At 49.8% G+C, this 15,846-nt stretch carries 18 protein-coding genes; 9 read left to right on the top strand and 9 right to left on the bottom strand.

The genetic code is table 11. The features are described from left to right. The first annotated feature begins 65 nt into the window (after nt 1-65). The 3 genes from EYC62_06845 to EYC62_06835 are packed head-to-tail and all read left to right on the top strand — an operon-like array spanning nt 66 to nt 3,060. A complete protein-coding gene (locus EYC62_06845) occupies nt 66-1,208 on the top strand; it encodes a Re/Si-specific NAD(P)(+) transhydrogenase subunit alpha (protein TAH33381.1) in 1,143 nt (380 codons plus the stop codon). Nucleotides 1,209-1,225: 17 nt separating this feature from the next. Continuing rightward, the gene (locus EYC62_06840; protein TAH33380.1) at nt 1,226-1,627 is read left to right on the top strand and encodes an NAD(P) transhydrogenase subunit alpha; all 402 of its coding nucleotides are present in this window, start codon (nt 1,226-1,228) and stop codon (nt 1,625-1,627) included. Nucleotides 1,628-1,650: 23 nt separating this feature from the next. Next, nucleotides 1,651-3,060, top strand: coding sequence for an NAD(P)(+) transhydrogenase (Re/Si-specific) subunit beta (locus EYC62_06835; GenBank protein ID TAH33379.1), 1,410 nt, complete (start codon nt 1,651-1,653; stop codon nt 3,058-3,060). Between the two features lie 59 nt (nt 3,061-3,119). Here EYC62_06835 and EYC62_06830 read toward each other — a convergent pair whose 3' ends face one another. Then, entirely contained in the window at nt 3,120-4,043 is a 924-nt protein-coding gene (locus tag EYC62_06830) for a hypothetical protein (protein ID TAH33378.1), read from the bottom strand. A 94-nt stretch (nt 4,044-4,137) separates the two neighbouring features. Further along, the gene (gene rpsU, locus EYC62_06825; protein ID TAH33377.1) at nt 4,138-4,341 is read right to left on the bottom strand and encodes a 30S ribosomal protein S21; all 204 of its coding nucleotides are present in this window, start codon (nt 4,339-4,341) and stop codon (nt 4,138-4,140) included. A gap of 164 nt (nt 4,342-4,505) precedes the next feature. Between rpsU and EYC62_06820 the strand changes: the two genes are divergently transcribed. Then, nucleotides 4,506-5,246: a COQ9 family protein gene (locus tag EYC62_06820; protein TAH33376.1), complete on the top strand. Its 741-nt coding sequence runs from the start codon at nt 4,506-4,508 to the stop codon at nt 5,244-5,246. On the opposite strand, the gene EYC62_06815 is transcribed toward EYC62_06820, so the two are convergent. Both EYC62_06815 and EYC62_06810 read right to left on the bottom strand, forming a co-directional pair. Further along, nucleotides 5,243-6,331 (bottom strand): hypothetical protein, encoded by a 1,089-nt coding sequence (locus tag EYC62_06815; GenBank protein ID TAH33375.1) that lies wholly within the window; start codon nt 6,329-6,331, stop codon nt 5,243-5,245. The two genes, EYC62_06820 and EYC62_06815, sit on opposite strands and share 4 nt — an antisense overlap. A 9-nt stretch (nt 6,332-6,340) precedes the next feature. Beyond that, a complete protein-coding gene (locus EYC62_06810) occupies nt 6,341-6,607 on the bottom strand; it encodes a hypothetical protein (protein TAH33374.1) in 267 nt (88 codons plus the stop codon). A 149-nt stretch (nt 6,608-6,756) separates the two neighbouring features. Between EYC62_06810 and EYC62_06805 the strand changes: the two genes are divergently transcribed. Then, nucleotides 6,757-7,221 carry a hypothetical protein gene (locus EYC62_06805; GenBank protein TAH33373.1) on the top strand — a complete coding sequence of 155 codons (465 nt, stop codon included), beginning with the start codon at nt 6,757-6,759 and terminating at the stop codon, nt 7,219-7,221. Between the two features lie 5 nt (nt 7,222-7,226). Here EYC62_06805 and EYC62_06800 read toward each other — a convergent pair whose 3' ends face one another. The 3 genes from EYC62_06800 to EYC62_06790 form a co-directional block, all read right to left on the bottom strand. After that, nucleotides 7,227-8,291, bottom strand: coding sequence for a 5-(carboxyamino)imidazole ribonucleotide synthase (locus tag EYC62_06800; GenBank protein TAH33372.1), 1,065 nt, complete (start codon nt 8,289-8,291; stop codon nt 7,227-7,229). Further along, nucleotides 8,292-8,789 (bottom strand): 5-(carboxyamino)imidazole ribonucleotide mutase, encoded by a 498-nt coding sequence (gene purE / locus EYC62_06795; protein TAH33393.1) that lies wholly within the window; start codon nt 8,787-8,789, stop codon nt 8,292-8,294. Between the two features lie 102 nt (nt 8,790-8,891). Further along, on the bottom strand, nt 8,892-9,092 hold the full coding sequence (locus EYC62_06790) for a DUF465 domain-containing protein (GenBank protein ID TAH33392.1): 201 nt from the start codon (nt 9,090-9,092) through the stop codon (nt 8,892-8,894). A gap of 208 nt (nt 9,093-9,300) precedes the next feature. Between EYC62_06790 and EYC62_06785 the strand changes: the two genes are divergently transcribed. From EYC62_06785 to EYC62_06770, 4 genes are all read left to right on the top strand, one after another. After that, the gene (locus EYC62_06785) at nt 9,301-10,389 is read left to right on the top strand and encodes an ATP-dependent 6-phosphofructokinase (protein ID TAH33371.1); all 1,089 of its coding nucleotides are present in this window, start codon (nt 9,301-9,303) and stop codon (nt 10,387-10,389) included. A 15-nt stretch (nt 10,390-10,404) separates the two neighbouring features. Further along, the gene (locus EYC62_06780) at nt 10,405-11,289 is read left to right on the top strand and encodes a transporter substrate-binding domain-containing protein (protein TAH33370.1); all 885 of its coding nucleotides are present in this window, start codon (nt 10,405-10,407) and stop codon (nt 11,287-11,289) included. Nucleotides 11,290-11,617: 328 nt separating this feature from the next. Continuing rightward, the gene (locus EYC62_06775; GenBank protein ID TAH33391.1) at nt 11,618-11,803 is read left to right on the top strand and encodes a DUF465 domain-containing protein; all 186 of its coding nucleotides are present in this window, start codon (nt 11,618-11,620) and stop codon (nt 11,801-11,803) included. A 181-nt stretch (nt 11,804-11,984) separates the two neighbouring features. Further along, on the top strand, nt 11,985-13,646 hold the full coding sequence (locus EYC62_06770; protein TAH33369.1) for a hypothetical protein: 1,662 nt from the start codon (nt 11,985-11,987) through the stop codon (nt 13,644-13,646). Here the strand turns inward: EYC62_06770 and EYC62_06765 are convergent, their stop codons facing one another. Next, complete coding sequence (locus EYC62_06765; protein TAH33368.1) at nt 13,647-14,606, bottom strand: sugar ABC transporter substrate-binding protein; 960 nt, start codon at nt 14,604-14,606, stop codon at nt 13,647-13,649. A gap of 12 nt (nt 14,607-14,618) precedes the next feature. After that, nucleotides 14,619-15,846 (bottom strand): aldehyde dehydrogenase family protein (locus tag EYC62_06760; GenBank protein TAH33367.1); only part of this gene is annotated, 1,228 nt, incomplete at its 5' end.

Genomic DNA, 15,846 nt, shown 5'->3' with positions numbered 1-15,846 from the left:
TTGGGGGGTACGGCATACTTTGAACACTTATTAAATGCCCTGTTTTTGATCAAAGGATAAGTCTCATGAAAATTGCCGTACTCAAAGAACGCCGCCCGGGTGAAACACGCGTGGCCGCGATCCCGGAAACCGTGAAAAAATTTATCGGCCTTGGCGCCAATGTGGTGGTGGAAACCGGCGCCGGACAATTATCCCATATCGGCGATGACGCGTATACCGCCGCCGGCGCAACCATTGCCGCCGATGCAAAATCCGCCGCGAACGGCGCGGATATAATTTTAAAAGTCCAACGCCCCGAAGGCGAAGAACTGGGCGCAATCAAAGCCGGCGCGTTATTGGTTGCGATGTTATCGCCCTATGGCGCGAAAGAACAAATGAACCAATATGCCAGCGCGAACATCTCCGCGTTCGCGATGGAATTCATGCCGCGTATTACCCGCGCGCAAACCATGGACGTTTTATCGTCGCAATCGAATCTGGCCGGTTACCGCGCGGTAATTGAGGCCGCCGAACAGTTCGGCAAGGCTTTGCCGATGATGATGACCGCCGCAGGCACCATCGCCCCGGCCCGCGCCCTGATTCTGGGTGCCGGCGTCGCGGGATTGCAAGCGATCGCCACCGCCCGCCGTTTGGGCGCGATCGTATCGGCATTTGACGTTCGTCCTGCCGTGAAAGAACAAGTGCAATCGCTTGGCGCGACATTCGTCGAGGTCGATGATGACGCTGCGAAAAACGCGGAAACCGCTGGCGGTTACGCCAAAGAAATGAGCGAGGATTACAAACGCAAGCAATCGTTGAAAATCCACGAAACCTTGAAAAAAACCGACATTGCGATTTCAACCGCATTGATTCCAGGTAAACCGGCGCCCGTGCTGATTACCGAGGAAATGGTGCGCGATATGAAACCGGGTTCGGTGATTGTCGATATGGCGGTCGAATCGGGCGGCAATTGCCCGCTGTCCGAAGCAGGCAAGGTTGTAACAAAACACGGCGTTAAAATTATCGGTTACACCAATTTACCGGGCCGCATCGCCACCGATGCCAGCGCGCTATATTCCCGCAACCTGTTCAATTTCGTATCGACGCTGATCAGCAAAGAAACCAAATCGGTGAAACTGGATTTGAACGATGAAATCGTCAAGGGCACGTTGTTGACCCATAACGGTTCGATCGTGCATCCAACCTTCGCCAGCGCCAAAGCCGCTTAGTTTAAAAGGAGTTTTTCATGTCGTCCCTATCCCAAGAAGTTTTATCCGCTGCCGACCAGTTGACGCAAATGGCGCAAAAAGCCAGCGAACTGGGCCAAATGCTGCAAATGGCCGAAGCCGCGCAGCACAGCATGGTTTCGCCATTCCTGGTCGGCGTTACCGTATTCGCCCTCGCCTGTTTCGTTGGATATTATGTCGTTTGGCGCGTTACCCCTGCGTTGCACTCGCCATTGATGGCGGTCACCAACGCGGTATCGTCGGTGATTATCGTCGGCGCGATTCTGGCGGCCGGGCTTGCGACAGATGGCATGGCAAGAATGCTGGGGTTATTGGCGGTTGCCTTGGCATCGGTCAATATTTTCGGCGGATTCATCGTTACCCAGCGCATGCTGGAAATGTTCAAGAAAAAAGCGAAGTAACCGGTTATTTGTAGGAGTTTATTATGAGCGCGAATTTATCCACCTTTCTTTTCCTAGTATCCGGCATTTGCTTTATCATGGCGTTGCGCGGTTTGTCCCATCCTGTAACCGCGCAAAGCGGCAACCGGTATGGCATGATCGGTATGGCGATTGCCATCGGCACCAGCCTGATGATGCCAGGCATGCGTGGATTCCTGGACATTGCCATTGCGATCGCCATTGGCGGCGTGATCGGCACCATTACCGCGAAGAAAATTCAAATGACTGCCTTGCCGCAATTGGTGGCGGCGTTCCACTCCCTCGTCGGTTTGGCCGCGGTTGCGGTTGCCGGTGCGGCGGTATATGCGCCAGCGGCGTTTGGCATTATGGAAGGCGATCATATCCATCAGTCCAGCCTGATCGAAATCGGTCTTGGCGTTGCCATCGGTGCGATCACCTTCACCGGTTCCATTATCGCGTTCGGCAAATTGCAAGGCATTGTTTCGGGCAAACCGCTTGTATTCCCCGGTCAGCATAAATTGAATGCTTTGATCGGACTTGGCATTGCTGGATTGATCTTGTTGTTCTTCGCCAGCGCTTCTCCGGCGATTTTCTGGATTCTGGTCGCGGCCTCGTTCCTGATCGGCATTTTACTGATCATGCCGATTGGCGGCGCGGACATGCCGGTTGTCGTTTCCATGCTCAATTCCTATTCCGGTTGGGCGGCGGCGGCAACAGGCTTTACCCTGAACAACCATTTGTTGATCATCACCGGCGCTTTGGTCGGATCATCGGGCGCGATTCTATCGTACATTATGTGCAAAGGCATGAACCGTTCGATCATCAACGTAATCCTGGGCGGTTTCGGCGGCGATAGTGCTGCTGCCGGTCCAGCAGGCACATCATCGGGCGATAAAGTCGTTAAATCCGGCAGTGCCGAAGACGCCGCGTTCATTATGAAAAACGCAGCGAACGTGATCATCGTGCCGGGTTACGGCATGGCGGTTGCGCAAGCACAGCATGCGTTGCGCGAAATGGCCGATCTGTTAAAGGCCGAAGGCGTGAACGTAAAATACGCGATTCATCCGGTTGCCGGCCGCATGCCAGGCCACATGAACGTGTTATTGGCCGAAGCCAGCGTGCCATATGATGAAGTGTTTGAATTGGACGATATCAACCGCGATTTCGCATCGGCCGATGTGGCATTCATTATCGGCGCGAACGACGTTACCAATCCGGCCGCGAAAACCGATCCAAAATCGCCGATTTACGGCATGCCGATTTTGGATGTCGAAAAGGCCAAAACGGTGCTGTTCATCAAACGATCTATGGCGTCAGGCTATGCGGGCGTCGACAATGAATTGTTCTTCCGCCCGAACACCATGATGTTGTTCGGCGATGCCAAGAAAGTCACCGAGGAAGTCGTGAAATCGGTTGGTGGCAGCAGCCATTAATCGCCCTTGATTAGATAAACAAAAACCCCGCCATTGGCGGGGTTTTTTATGATCAAAAATTACTGTAAGTAATTGGTCAACTCCAACCAGAATGGCAGGGTTAAAATAAACCCAAGCGTTTGCAAACGCAGAATAGCCATTTGGAGCGCGGGATCTGCCTTTGATCCTTCGGCATATACATTGAACGTTACAGGGGAGACTGCGAAGATCAGGGCAACACCGACAAACGCGCCGCTGCCCACTACGCCAAGAAACGGTGCCATAAACGCCGCCAAGGCTGGAACTATAATTACCTTAATTGCCGCGAATGGCGCCGCCTGTTTCCATGGCAATGGCCCATTGGCACCAATCAATTTCGCGCCGGCCAAGATCAATCCAAACGGCAAAGTGGCTTGCGCGATGACACCGGCCGGATCATTCACGGAATCCGGCAAGTGAATATATTCCGATATCATAAAATAGCTGATTAAACTGGCTATAACCGGCGGATTTAAAATCGCCTTTTTCAAAGCGGTTTTAAAATTCATCACCGTGCCGGTAAAATGCGCCAACAACACATTGCCAATATTAATGACCAGAATTAAAACCGAGGCGATAAACATCGCCGCCTTTAACCCATCGAAACCAAAACCGAACAACACCGCCGATGCCGCAATAAATATATTATGCTGCGCTGCGCCTTGCATCGCGGCGGTTATCGCCTGGCGATCCGCGCCACGCATTTTCATCCAACCGGCCGCCAACAAACCGGCAATTACCGTGATTGCCAGCACCAATTGCGCCAATGCCCAATGGTAATCATGGACTCTTCTGATATCGGAAATGACATAGATAATCAAAATCGGCAGCATGATATTGACCAGCAATTTTTCCGCGCGCGTCCACAATAATTCCTTACGCACCAGGCGCCGCAAAATGGCGCCAACGCCCATCAATAAAAATATCGGCCCGACGATAATGGCAATTTCGACAATGTTGTTCATATCAAGAATATAAAGGGCGGCACACCGAATAACAATCGGCAAACAAAAACCCCGCACATTGGCGGGGTTTTCATTTAAATCTTAAACACAACGATTAAAAACCGTCGGTTTGCAATTTTTTGCGTTGCAATTTGCGCAAACGGCGGACTGCTTCGGATTTCTCGCGGGCTTTGCGTTGCGACGGCTTTTCATAATGACGGCGCAGTTTCATTTCCCGGAAAACGCCTTCGCGTTGCAGTTTTTTCTTCAAAACCCGCATCGCTTGTTCGACGTTATTATCGCGTACGATAACTTCCACTCTAATCAGCTCCATTCTAATGTTAAATTTGGCGCATCCATTATTGGCCACGCCAGAAATTAGGTGGACTTTGCTTTTAGCATATTTCATGCTAAATAAAAGCCGCAAAGCACATTTGCCAAACCCATTCTAAAGCATTGTATTATCACAAGGATTTGTTAAAAATGGTTAAAAAATCCACCCGTAAAACCGCGAAAAAGGCCCAAAAACCGGCTAAAAAGCCCGTAAAATCGGTAAAACGCCCGGCGCAGCAGGCAAAACGGAACGCGGCGCGCCCAAAAATCACCGATCAAAAACAGCAATTATTTTTGGCGTCTTTGAAACACGCAGGCAAACACGGATTCAGTCTGGCGGCGATTCACGCCGGCGCGGACGATATAAAAATGGATCGCAACAAAGCCCATTTGTTGTTCAGCAATCCGCAACGCGATTTGTTGAAATATTTTCTGGCCTGGGGCAATGAACAATTGACCGAAAAATTGCGCGACTTGCCGAAGAAGCAATGGAAGATACGCGAGAAAGTTTCCTATGGAGTGCGCAAGAAATTAGAATTGCTGACGCCGTATCGCGACGCGGAAAAACAAGCGGTGCTTTTGACTGCGCGGCCAATGTACGCCGATTTATCGCTGAAAACCTTATACGATACTTGCGATATTATCTGGCGCGCGGCTAGCGATACATCGACCGATTGGAATTTTTATACCAAGCGCACCTTGCTTGCCGGCGTATATACATCGACATTATTGTTCTGGCTGCGCGATGAATCGGAAGATTACGAAGATACTTGGCAATTTTTATCGCGCAGGATCGACAATGTGATGGCGATCCATAAAATCAAGGCAGCGTTCAAAAACCGCGAAACGTTTAAGGCGGGATTCGATTTTCTGAAAAAATTCGCGGCTTAGGCGCACGCGCGTTGGTTATTACGATTTTGCAGCCATAAATGCAAAGCGCGTTGCGATACCGCATTAGTAACCGGATTCGATCCGCATTTGCCGCTGCCGCCGCCCAGAATGATTGTGGTCAGATCAGTTGTTTTCACATTACAGCCAATATCACCCAATTGCCGTTTGTATTTCGTGCTCAAGGCATAAGCAGTCAAATCTACGCCAGCTTTGCTGGCCAATTTGGCTAATTCTACTGCGGTGGGATCTTTGGAATCCACATCGTGCAATAAAACCTTATTGCCCAACACAACGCCATTGGTTCCCATCGCCGTCGCATCATGATCGGAAATATTCAACCACAAGGATTCCGGTACGACCGATTTAATCCGTGCCAGACCTTCTTCGGTAATGACCGGGCGGTGAATAACCAAATGCCCGGCTTCGGATCCTGGCTGCATGGTGGCCGTGTCCATGTGAAAACCGGATTGTTCGGATGGCGAACTGGCCACGCGCAGCGGCACTGGAACCACGCGAACTTTCAAAACATCTTGTAAAAATGCCGCCGCGCCTTCATCCGACCGTGGACCGCATCCCATTAAATACGCTTGGATAGCTTGCGTTTTTGGATCGCGAATAACAACTGTATCGCCGCTGCCTTCCCAATGTAAATGATCCGGAATTTGTACGATGGTCGCGCCCAATTTTTCTGCAACCGCGCGGAAATGCTTTACTTCGCCGCCGCGATAATCTTTAAACCGGAAATTCGATAATACTGCAATCAACTCACCGTCGCCGTTAATATGAAACATGCCTGGATCGGCGGTATATACTTGATCGGCCAAATGCGGATTAGGATCGACATATTCCAAAGCGGCGCCCAAAAACCGATGCATTAAACGATGCGCGCCTTTTAATTGTGTTTGTGTCAGCTTGCTATAGGCTTCTGGATCGGCATGATAAACGCGCTCACCTGCACTCATATGGCTGTTGTTGGTTGCGTTAATGGCGAAAAACGGCGTATGACAAACCGCATATACGGCATTTGCCGGAGATACCGGTAAAGTTTGTGCGGGAAGCGCGGATTGGTAGGCGATTGCGGTCATTTAAACTACTTACGCAGCCATGGTTTTTTGCTTAGACCACGCAGCATAAGCCTTTATGGCCTGCTTTGTGACTTGCCTTTTTTGTAGATCAATAACTTTGATTTTTCCGCTTATGTTACATGCGGCCAATTGCTGTTTATAAGTTTCAACCACCGCGCCGGCAAACTCCAACGATGGCGCCTTAACCACTGGCCCAATTTTATGTCCACTCGACCCAACCATCACAATGGTGAATGCGGTCGATAATGCTCCTACCACCCCGGTACTGTTTTTCATTGTATATCCTTGTTTGTTACGTTTTGTTCGAAGGCAATTTCTCATAATTATGCAAGAAACGCAATTAGCCCATTGATATTTATGCGTTTCTATTGACATATTATGCGTTTAATTATATTTTATGCGAGTTTTATGCATAAGGAGAATTCATGCCGCAAGCCAAACCGCAACCGTCCCTGTCCGCCGCATTATTGCAGATTATTCAATCGGGCGAAGCTGGAACGCAGCAACATTTGATATCCATGCTTTCCAAGCAAGGACTTGCGGCCAATCAATCGTCGATTTCGCGCGCATTGCGTAAAATCGGCGCGGTAAAAAGTTTGAACGCCAAGGGCGAAGCAATATACCGCATCCCGCATACCGCCAGCCAAATTGGCCGCAATCAAACCATCCGCGATCTGGTTACCCATATTACATCGAACGAGCAATTGATTTTGGTGCACACCTGCACCGGCAGCGCGAATGTGGTCGCGCAGTTAATCGATGAGCAAGATTTGCCGGAATTGCTAGGAACGCTAGCGGGCGATAATACATTGATGATCGTGCCGAAATCGATTCGACTGAAATCGGCCTTGGAAAAGAAACTCGCGGATTTTTTTAATCTATCTTTATAAACGCGTTACTTTTTCATAATCCGCGTGACGTGGCCCATTTTACGGCCGGGTTTCGCTTCTACCTTGCCATATAAATGCAATTTGGCGCATGGGTCGTTTAAATAAGTCGCGAATTGATCGATCATATCACCCAGCAGATTTTTCATGCGCGCCGGAGCCAGCATCGCCGCACTGCCAAGCGGCAAATCGCAGGCGGCGCGAATCGATTGTTCAAATTGCGATGTAACGGCTGCATCAATACTCCAATGGCCGGAATTATGCGGGCGCGGCGCGATTTCATTCATATAAATCACGCCATCGTTGCCGACAAACATTTCAACCGCCATCAAACCTTGCAATTTGATTTGCTGCGCCATTTTGCGCGCCATCAGGGTTGCATTCTTTGCAAGCTTAGGATAAATCGGCGCAGGCACGATGGTTTCATCCAGAATCTGATTTTTATGCCGGTTTTCAACCACGGGATAAGTCACCACTTCACCGCTAGGCGATCTTGCGACAATCACCGAAACTTCCAATTTGAAATCGACCATTTTTTCTAAGATCAACGGCACGCCGCCCAGTGCTTTCCAGGCTTCTTCCAAATCGGATTTTTTCTTGATTTTAAACTGGCCCTTACCGTCATACCCCATGCGCCGCGTTTTCAATATTCCAGGAAGGCCGATTTTATCAGCGGCTTTTTGCAGATCTTCGAAACTGTCAACAGCTTCGTATTTGGCGGTTGGAATTTTAAGGCCGCGCGCGAAATCTTTTTCCAGCAAGCGATCTTGCGCTATTTTCAAAACATTTGCCCCCGGACGAACAGGAACTTTTTTCGATAAATATTCCACCGTTTCGACCGGCACATTTTCAAATTCCAGCGTGACGACATCGACCGATTTCGCGAACGCATCCAATGCTTTTTTATCTTCGTATTCGGCAATCGTGACCAAATTGGTCACCTGCCCCGCCGGCGGATCGGATTCGGGGCAAAAAATATGCGTGCGGTATCCCATTTCGGATGCGGCGATGGCCATCATCCGGCCCAACTGGCCGCCGCCCAAAATACCGATGGTGGAACCTGGCGCGATCATTTATGCGGCGCGCCTTTTGTTCAATTTAGGATGTACAATCTTTCCCTTTGGATTTTTTGGCACGCCTGCGGTCTGCAATTTGCGGAACTGCGCCAGTTTTTTCGCGAGCTTTTTATCCGACAAAGCCAAAACGCTAACCGCCAGCAATGCCGCGTTTTTCGCGCCTGCTTTACCAATCGCCAACGTCCCAACCGGAATACCGGCAGGCATTTGCACGATAGATAATAAACTGTCATGGCCTTTCAACGATTGGGTTTCCACCGGAACGCCGAATACTGGCAATGCGGTCAATGATGCCGCCATGCCCGGCAAATGCGCCGCGCCGCCAGCGCCGGCGATCAATACTTGCAATCCGCGTTTTTCGGCGGTGCTGGCATAATCGAATAAACGTTGCGGCGTCCGGTGCGCCGATACGACTTGCGCTTCGAACGGCACGCCAAATTCATCCAGCATTTCCGCCGCGTGGCACATGGTTTCCCAATCGCTGGTCGACCCCATAATAATACCCACTACCGGACGGCCGGGAGTTTTGGAAAAAAACACGTCTTTGCCCTGCATGGTTCGGGTCCTTTTTTTGGTTTTAGATTTTTTCATGAAATACTAGGCGATAATATCGGGAATGAGTTTGCTTTCCAGAGAAGCGATCTGGGTTTTAATTTCGAGTTTGCGTTTTTTCAAACGCGCCAATTGCAATTGATCGAAACTGCGCTCAGCCTGCATTTGCGAAATCACGCCATCAAGATCACGGTGTTCGACCCGCAATTGATCCAATTTTTCGCGCAAGACTTCGATATTATCCATTTGTGCAATACCATTCGGCGGCGCTATTGGGTTTGGGCCCGAAGCGACACTAGTTAAACTATTCTTATATAACAATTTTTTGGAAATTTCAACGAAATTTTGCACGGCTATTCCGCAAAATCTCAAGCTAAAATATTGCAATGCAATGATTTTTGCTTTACCAGTAAAAGGATAAATAACAACAAAATCATTAAGGTTTCGCAATATTATGAGCAAAATTAAACGTATCGGTGTTTTAACCAGCGGCGGCGATTGCAGCGGTCTCAATGCGGTTATCCGCGCAGTCGTGCATCACGCCACACTACATTATGGCTGGGAAGTTTACGGCATTAACGACGGCACCAAGGGTTTGATGGACCGCCCGATGCGGTATCAGAAATTAACCGTGAAAGATGTCGATACCAACGTACTGCGCATGGGCGGCACATTTTTAGGCACGGTGAATTCCGGCGATCCGTTCGCATACCCAATGCCGGACGGCAGCAAACGCGACCGTAGCGATGAAGTCATCGCCGGTTACCGCGAATTGGGATTGGATGCATTGATCAGCATGGGCGGCGATGGATCGATGGCGATTTTGCGCCGGATGGCGCAACAAGGCGGAATCAATTTTGTCGGCGTGCCAAAAACCATCGATAACGATTTGGGCGCGACCGAAAACGCGCTTGGGTACGACACCGCCGTACAGGTTGCGACCGAGGCATTGGATCGTTTACAACCAACCGCCGCCAGCCATCACCGCGTGATGATTTTAGAAGTTATGGGACGCGATGCCGGCCATATCGCATTGACATCCGGGATTGCGGGAGGCGCGGATATTATTTTGATTCCAGAAATTCAGTGGAATATGGCCGCCGTGAAAAATAAAATCGAAAACCTGCGCAAAGGCGGGCGGAATTTCGCATTGGTGGTCGTATCCGAAGCCGTGAAGACCGAGAAAAATGAGCCGGTCATGCATAAATTCGCCGACGGCCAAGTGCGCTATGGCGGCATCGGCCAATATTTAGGCACACGCATTGCCCAAGAAACCGGCGCCGAAACGCGTGTAACGGTTTTGGGTCACGTGCAACGCGGCGGCCAACCCAGCGCACTGGATCGCATGTTAGCATCGTCGTTTGGCGTTCACGCGGTGGATTTGGTGGCACAAGGAAAATTCGATCGTATCGTGGTTTGGCAAAATCGTACCGTGCGCGACGTTCCGATCAGCGAAGCGATTGCATCGTACCGCGCGGTGGAACTTGATGGCGCGCCACTCAAAACCGCCCGGGGTCTTGGGATTTGTTTGGGCGATAAATAATTCAATAGGTGAATCATGTCTGGAAAATTGGAATCTACGCATAAACGCGACTTCTTTAAAACATTGGGTATCGGCATGATCGCCGCGCCAGTGGCCGCCATTACCGCCGCCACAATGGATGGCAAAGATTCCGGCGCCACAAAATCGCAAGAAACCGCCTATCAACGTTTATTGCGTACACGTACTTTAAAGGCCGGATGGTTCGAAGAGCCGCCTTTTACCATTTACAATCCCAACACCCAAGAACGCACCGGTATCGTGATTCGTATCGTTGAGCGTTTTGCCGCTGATTTCGATATCAAAGTGCAATGGGAAACGATTTCCAATTTCGCCATGATGGGCCAAGATCTTGCAACCGGTAAGTATGATGCAATCTGCGCAAGCTTAATTAACATGCCGCGCGCAATGCTGATTGATTCTTGTGATCCATTTGTATTTGTTCCTATGTATGCCTATGTGCGCGGCGACGATAATCGGTTCCATTCGCATACACAATTTAATGATGCTTCTATTACTATATCCGGCCAAGAAGGCACGGCGGCAACCGCTATCACCCAAAAAAGATTCCCCAAAGCAAAACATCATATGCTTACCAATGCCGAACTTTCCGACATGTTAGTAAGCGTGGCCGCCAAAAAAGCGGATGTGGTTTACATTACGCCTTCTATTTATGAGGAATTTAATAAAAACAACCCCGGCAAATTAAAACCTATGAGTACCGAACCGTTGCAGCTATTCACTTTTTCTTTTGGTGTAGCGCCGGAGCAAGATGGTTTAAAAAGCCTGTTCAATAATTCGTTACATCGTATGATGGTATCGGGCGAGTTTGACGAGATTTTTGCAGAATTTGATCCAACTAAAACCTTATTGCGGCCCGGTATTTCTTTTAATAAGGGGTAACGCACACCCCGGTAATCCATATTGATTTTTTGCGTAAGCCCCACATAAAATTAACTGAGTTATTCGCCACTTATGCACATCTGCGACGCGGTGCAGCGGCGCAGAAAAGCGGCGAATGACCCGGAAACGATTACAAAATTACCTAAAACTGTAATAATTTTTGTACCTAAGTTTGTTGAAAAATTAATATCAATAGCATAAGATGTAATGTGTGCCGCCAGTGCGGGGTGCGGCCCATTATTATAAAAAGTTATTATATTACAATAACTTACCGATTGTGATCGGCGGGAGAAAAAAGATGGACACAACCACATCAACCACGGAGGCCATGACCTTGATCAATGACCGTATTATCACTCTGCGTGCTAAGCACGCTAATTTGGATGAAGCTATTCGTGTCGAGAGCGCACGCCCGATGCCGGATTTCTTCGTAATCTCGGAACTGAAAAAGAAAAAGCTGACTGTGAAGCAAGAAATTAGCGAACTGGAAAAGAAGATATCCGACGCTGCTTAACCGCAACGTAACGCATGAAACAACGAACCCGGCTGCACCCAGCCGGGTTTTTTGTTGTGTTTTCATGATGTTAAATACCCATAATTTATTGTTGGCAGTTAAAGTTTTCTTAAACTCCATATTTTATGCTGCAAGGGTTGCAATCCGCTTTTTCTAGCCGCTTCAATCCTGGTGTTCCCGCATGCCCGTTATCCGTATTGTGATCGTTTTGTTATTTTTATATACGCCCCTCGCCTATGCCGATGCCGATTTACCGGGCGGCGAAGGTGCCGCAGATTGCAGCATCGTTACCATGAGTTTTCCAGGATATACGGATGTTTCCAAAATCACGTTTGAATTTGCCACGCCGCGTCCATGCGGACAATTTGTCGATGGCAGTTATTGGGTGGTTGCGCCCGTTACCATCAAACGCATGACGCCGGATTTCACGGCGGATGGCGACAACGCGCGCAACGGATTCGCGGTCGATCCCAATCATTATCAAAATAACTTTGACAGCCGCGCCGCTGGATTTTCAACGCCTGATCAAACTTTGCCAATTACCATCAATGGCGCCGATAAACCCGTATCGATTATCAAATCATCCAGCCGCGCGATTTGCCGTCCAAATTGTTTAAACAGCGCCGCAATTCTAACCGTGCTGCCGCGCATACCAGAAAAATATTCTTTCCGTCCGCCTTATGTGATGGGCGATAAGCCAATTTATACGGTGGCGCAATTGGATTTGCCTGCCTTGCCGAAATTGCCGGTCATTCCCGCAACGCCGGATCTGGCCGATTTGACCGCGAATTTCAACGGACCATGGATTGAATTGGGATTGCCGCAAGTATCGCCGCAAGCCTTGCGCCCACGCGCGAATTTAAATGCCAAAACCGAAAGCGTTCAGATCAGCAATATGATTGTCAGCGCCGCGTTATTTTCACTGCAAGATATAGCGATGGAAAAACGCCTGAAAGTTTTGGCGCCGTTGATTCAATATGGCATCGATCAATATGGATTATTGCAAAATGGCCGGATGTGGTTCGCGCAAACCGACCGCAATCTGGGCCATAAATTGCCGATTCTAATCGCCGGGCGCATGCTGAAGAACGCGGGTATGTATCATATCGGCTTCACCCACTCCGGTATCGGCGCGGTGCTGCCTTATGGCAAAAAAGTACAGAATTATTTCCAGGAAGACGGGCATACATTTATCGGCAATGATAATTTTGCTTTGTTCGGCGCGACTTATGGTTTGGCTGGCGGAAATTTCGGCGGCAAGGGCGCGTTTGGATATGATCATTATTTGCTGCATAGCTGCGATAAAGGCCCATCCGATATTCGCGATCCGGATGGATACCGCGATGGCGGCGCGATCAACGATCACACCGAGCAGTTGCCCGATGCCAATGGCGAATATCATTGCGCCGCGATGCCATTGATCAAAACCCAAATCGAATCCGGCCAAGGATTCGGCAACCGCGTGATGGAAGATATTGCGCGGCCCTATGTGGCAACCGCCACGGCTGCACGGATGTGGGGGCTTGAAAAAATGTGGAATTGGACGGCGTTTTTTGCATTCACCGAACGCTGGCACAGCGCGCCATGGAACAATATGGGCCGCAGCGCCAACCCATACGCCGAAACCATGCGCGGTTTATATTATGCGAATAACGACGATGGTTTTGTAAAACCAGTTACATTGGCCGGAAATAAATCGGCGGCACCAATCGTTTACAAGCCAATTCCAGGTATTGACGATAACAAGCCCCTGCCCGGCCCGGACGGTTTAATGCGGCAAATTTTGGATATTATGTATCACGGCGGCAGCATTCGCGATCTCGGCGAATTTTTACCGGAATAGTTATTTCACATACCGCAACAAGTGATTATTTTTTTTGTTCAACACATCGTCGTTGATCAATAATGTCGGCGCATAAATAACCGGCGGCGGGGTTGCGCCTTGTTGCAAATCATGCGCGACTTCAACCGATTGTTTGCCGATCAAATACGGCAATTGCGCCACCGTCGCACTCAATTTACTTTCAAAAACGGAATTGCGCGCTTCTTTTTCGCCGCCGATACCGATGGTAACAATATTCTTACCGTGCGATTTTGCTGCCTCGCTGGCGGCCAGCGCCAGACGATCTTCGGTTGCAAACACCGCGACAATATTCGGATATTTGGCAATTGCATGGCCCAGAACATTGGCTGCCCCGTGCGGGGAATCCGTTGGCGCTGTCATTTGCAGCAATCGCATTTTAGGCAGCAGGCCGCCCATTTTGCTGCGGAATCCGTGAATACGTTGAATATCGACCGCGCGTCCGTTCGGACGTTGCACGATTAAAATGTCTCCCGATTCCATCGGCATAATCGCTTGGGCAAGGTAATCCGCCGCTTGCTCGCCAGCGGCGACATTGTTCGATCCAATGCTGAATGCCAATTTCACGCCCTTGCCTTCGGCTTCTTTGTGATCGAGACTGTTGTCGATATCGACGATTTGGATTTTCTGCTCGCTGGCGGCGCGCAAACACGGCAGCAAATTAGTTTCATTGATCGCCGCGACCATCAACACTTCCGGTTTCTTTTCCAGTGCCGAAAGACAAGTTTGTAATTGCGCATCGGGCGTGGTTTTGGCATCGCTGATATGCATTTGATATGGAATGCCCATTTGTTCGGCGGCATCCTTGAATCCTTGCGCCATCGTCATCCAATAAGGGCTGGTCGACGATTTCAGCAAAATCGCATAACCGCCCTGTTCGTCCGCCAATGCGGGCCAGATCAACCCCATTGTCACAAACAAACTGATTATTATGCGTTTCATTACACCGTTCCGTTAAATATCGAATTGCACCCCTTGGGCCAATGGCAAGGTCGTGCCGAAATTGACCGTATTGGTAGCGCGGCGCATATAATTGCGCCAAGAATCGCTTCCCGACTCGCGGCCGCCGCCGGTTTCTTTTTCACCGCCGAACGCGCCGCCAATTTCCGCACCCGATGTGCCGATATTGACGTTGGCAATGCCGCAATCGCTGCCCAAGGAAGATGTAAACAATTCCGCCTCGCGCATATCATTGGTGAAAATACAGGACGATAGGCCCTGAGGAACATCATTCTGCATTTTTATGGCATTATTAAGGTCGGTGTATTTCATCACATATAAAATCGGCGCGAATACTTCTTCGCGCACCTGATCGGTTTGCGATGGCATTTCGACAATCGCCGGGCTGACATAAAAAGCCTGCGGATAGACGCTTTCGAATACGCGTTCGCCGCCAAACAGCACTTTGCCGCCTTGTTTTTTGGCTGCGTCCAATGCGTGCTGCATATTATCGAATGCCGCCTTGTCGATTAAGGGGCCAATTAACGTGCCCGTTTCAAGCGGATTGCCAACACGCACGGATGCGTAGGCTTTTTTCACCGATTCCAAAACCTTGGCATAAATGGATTCATGCACGATCAACCGGCGCAAAGTGGTGCAGCGTTGACCGGCGGTACCGACGGCGGCGAACAAAATTGCCCGCACAGCCAAATTCAAATCGGCCGTTGGCGCGACGATCATGGCGTTGTTTCCGCCCAATTCCAACAAGCTGCGGCCCATGCGTTCCGCCACCTTTGGCGCGACTTGTTTGCCCATGCGGGTGGAACCCGTGGCACTGATCAATGGCACGCGTTTATCGTTGACCAAGGCCTCACCGACTTCACGCATGCCATAAATGGACAGCGATAAATGATCCGGCGCTTTGTTGCCATGCGCGGCATTGAATTTTTTAACGGCCTTATCCCAGATATTCTGGCATGCGAGCGCGGTAGTGCATGTTTTTTCCGACGGTTTCCAAACAACCGCATTGCCACAAACGATCGCCAGCGCAAAATTCCAGCACCAAACCGCAACCGGGAAGTTGAACGCGCTGATCACGCCGATCACGCCCAACGGGTGCCAGGTTTCCATCATTCGGTGATTCGGGCGCTCCGATGCAATCGTTAAACCGTACAATTGGCGCGACAAGCCCACCGCAAAATCGCAAATATCGATCATTTCCTGACCTTCGCCAAGGACTTCG

The sequence above is a fragment of the Alphaproteobacteria bacterium genome (assembly GCA_004295055.1).
Taxonomy (GTDB): Bacteria; Pseudomonadota; Alphaproteobacteria; order SHNJ01; family SHNJ01; genus SHNJ01.
This window is presented reverse-complemented; position numbering and strand designations above follow the sequence as displayed.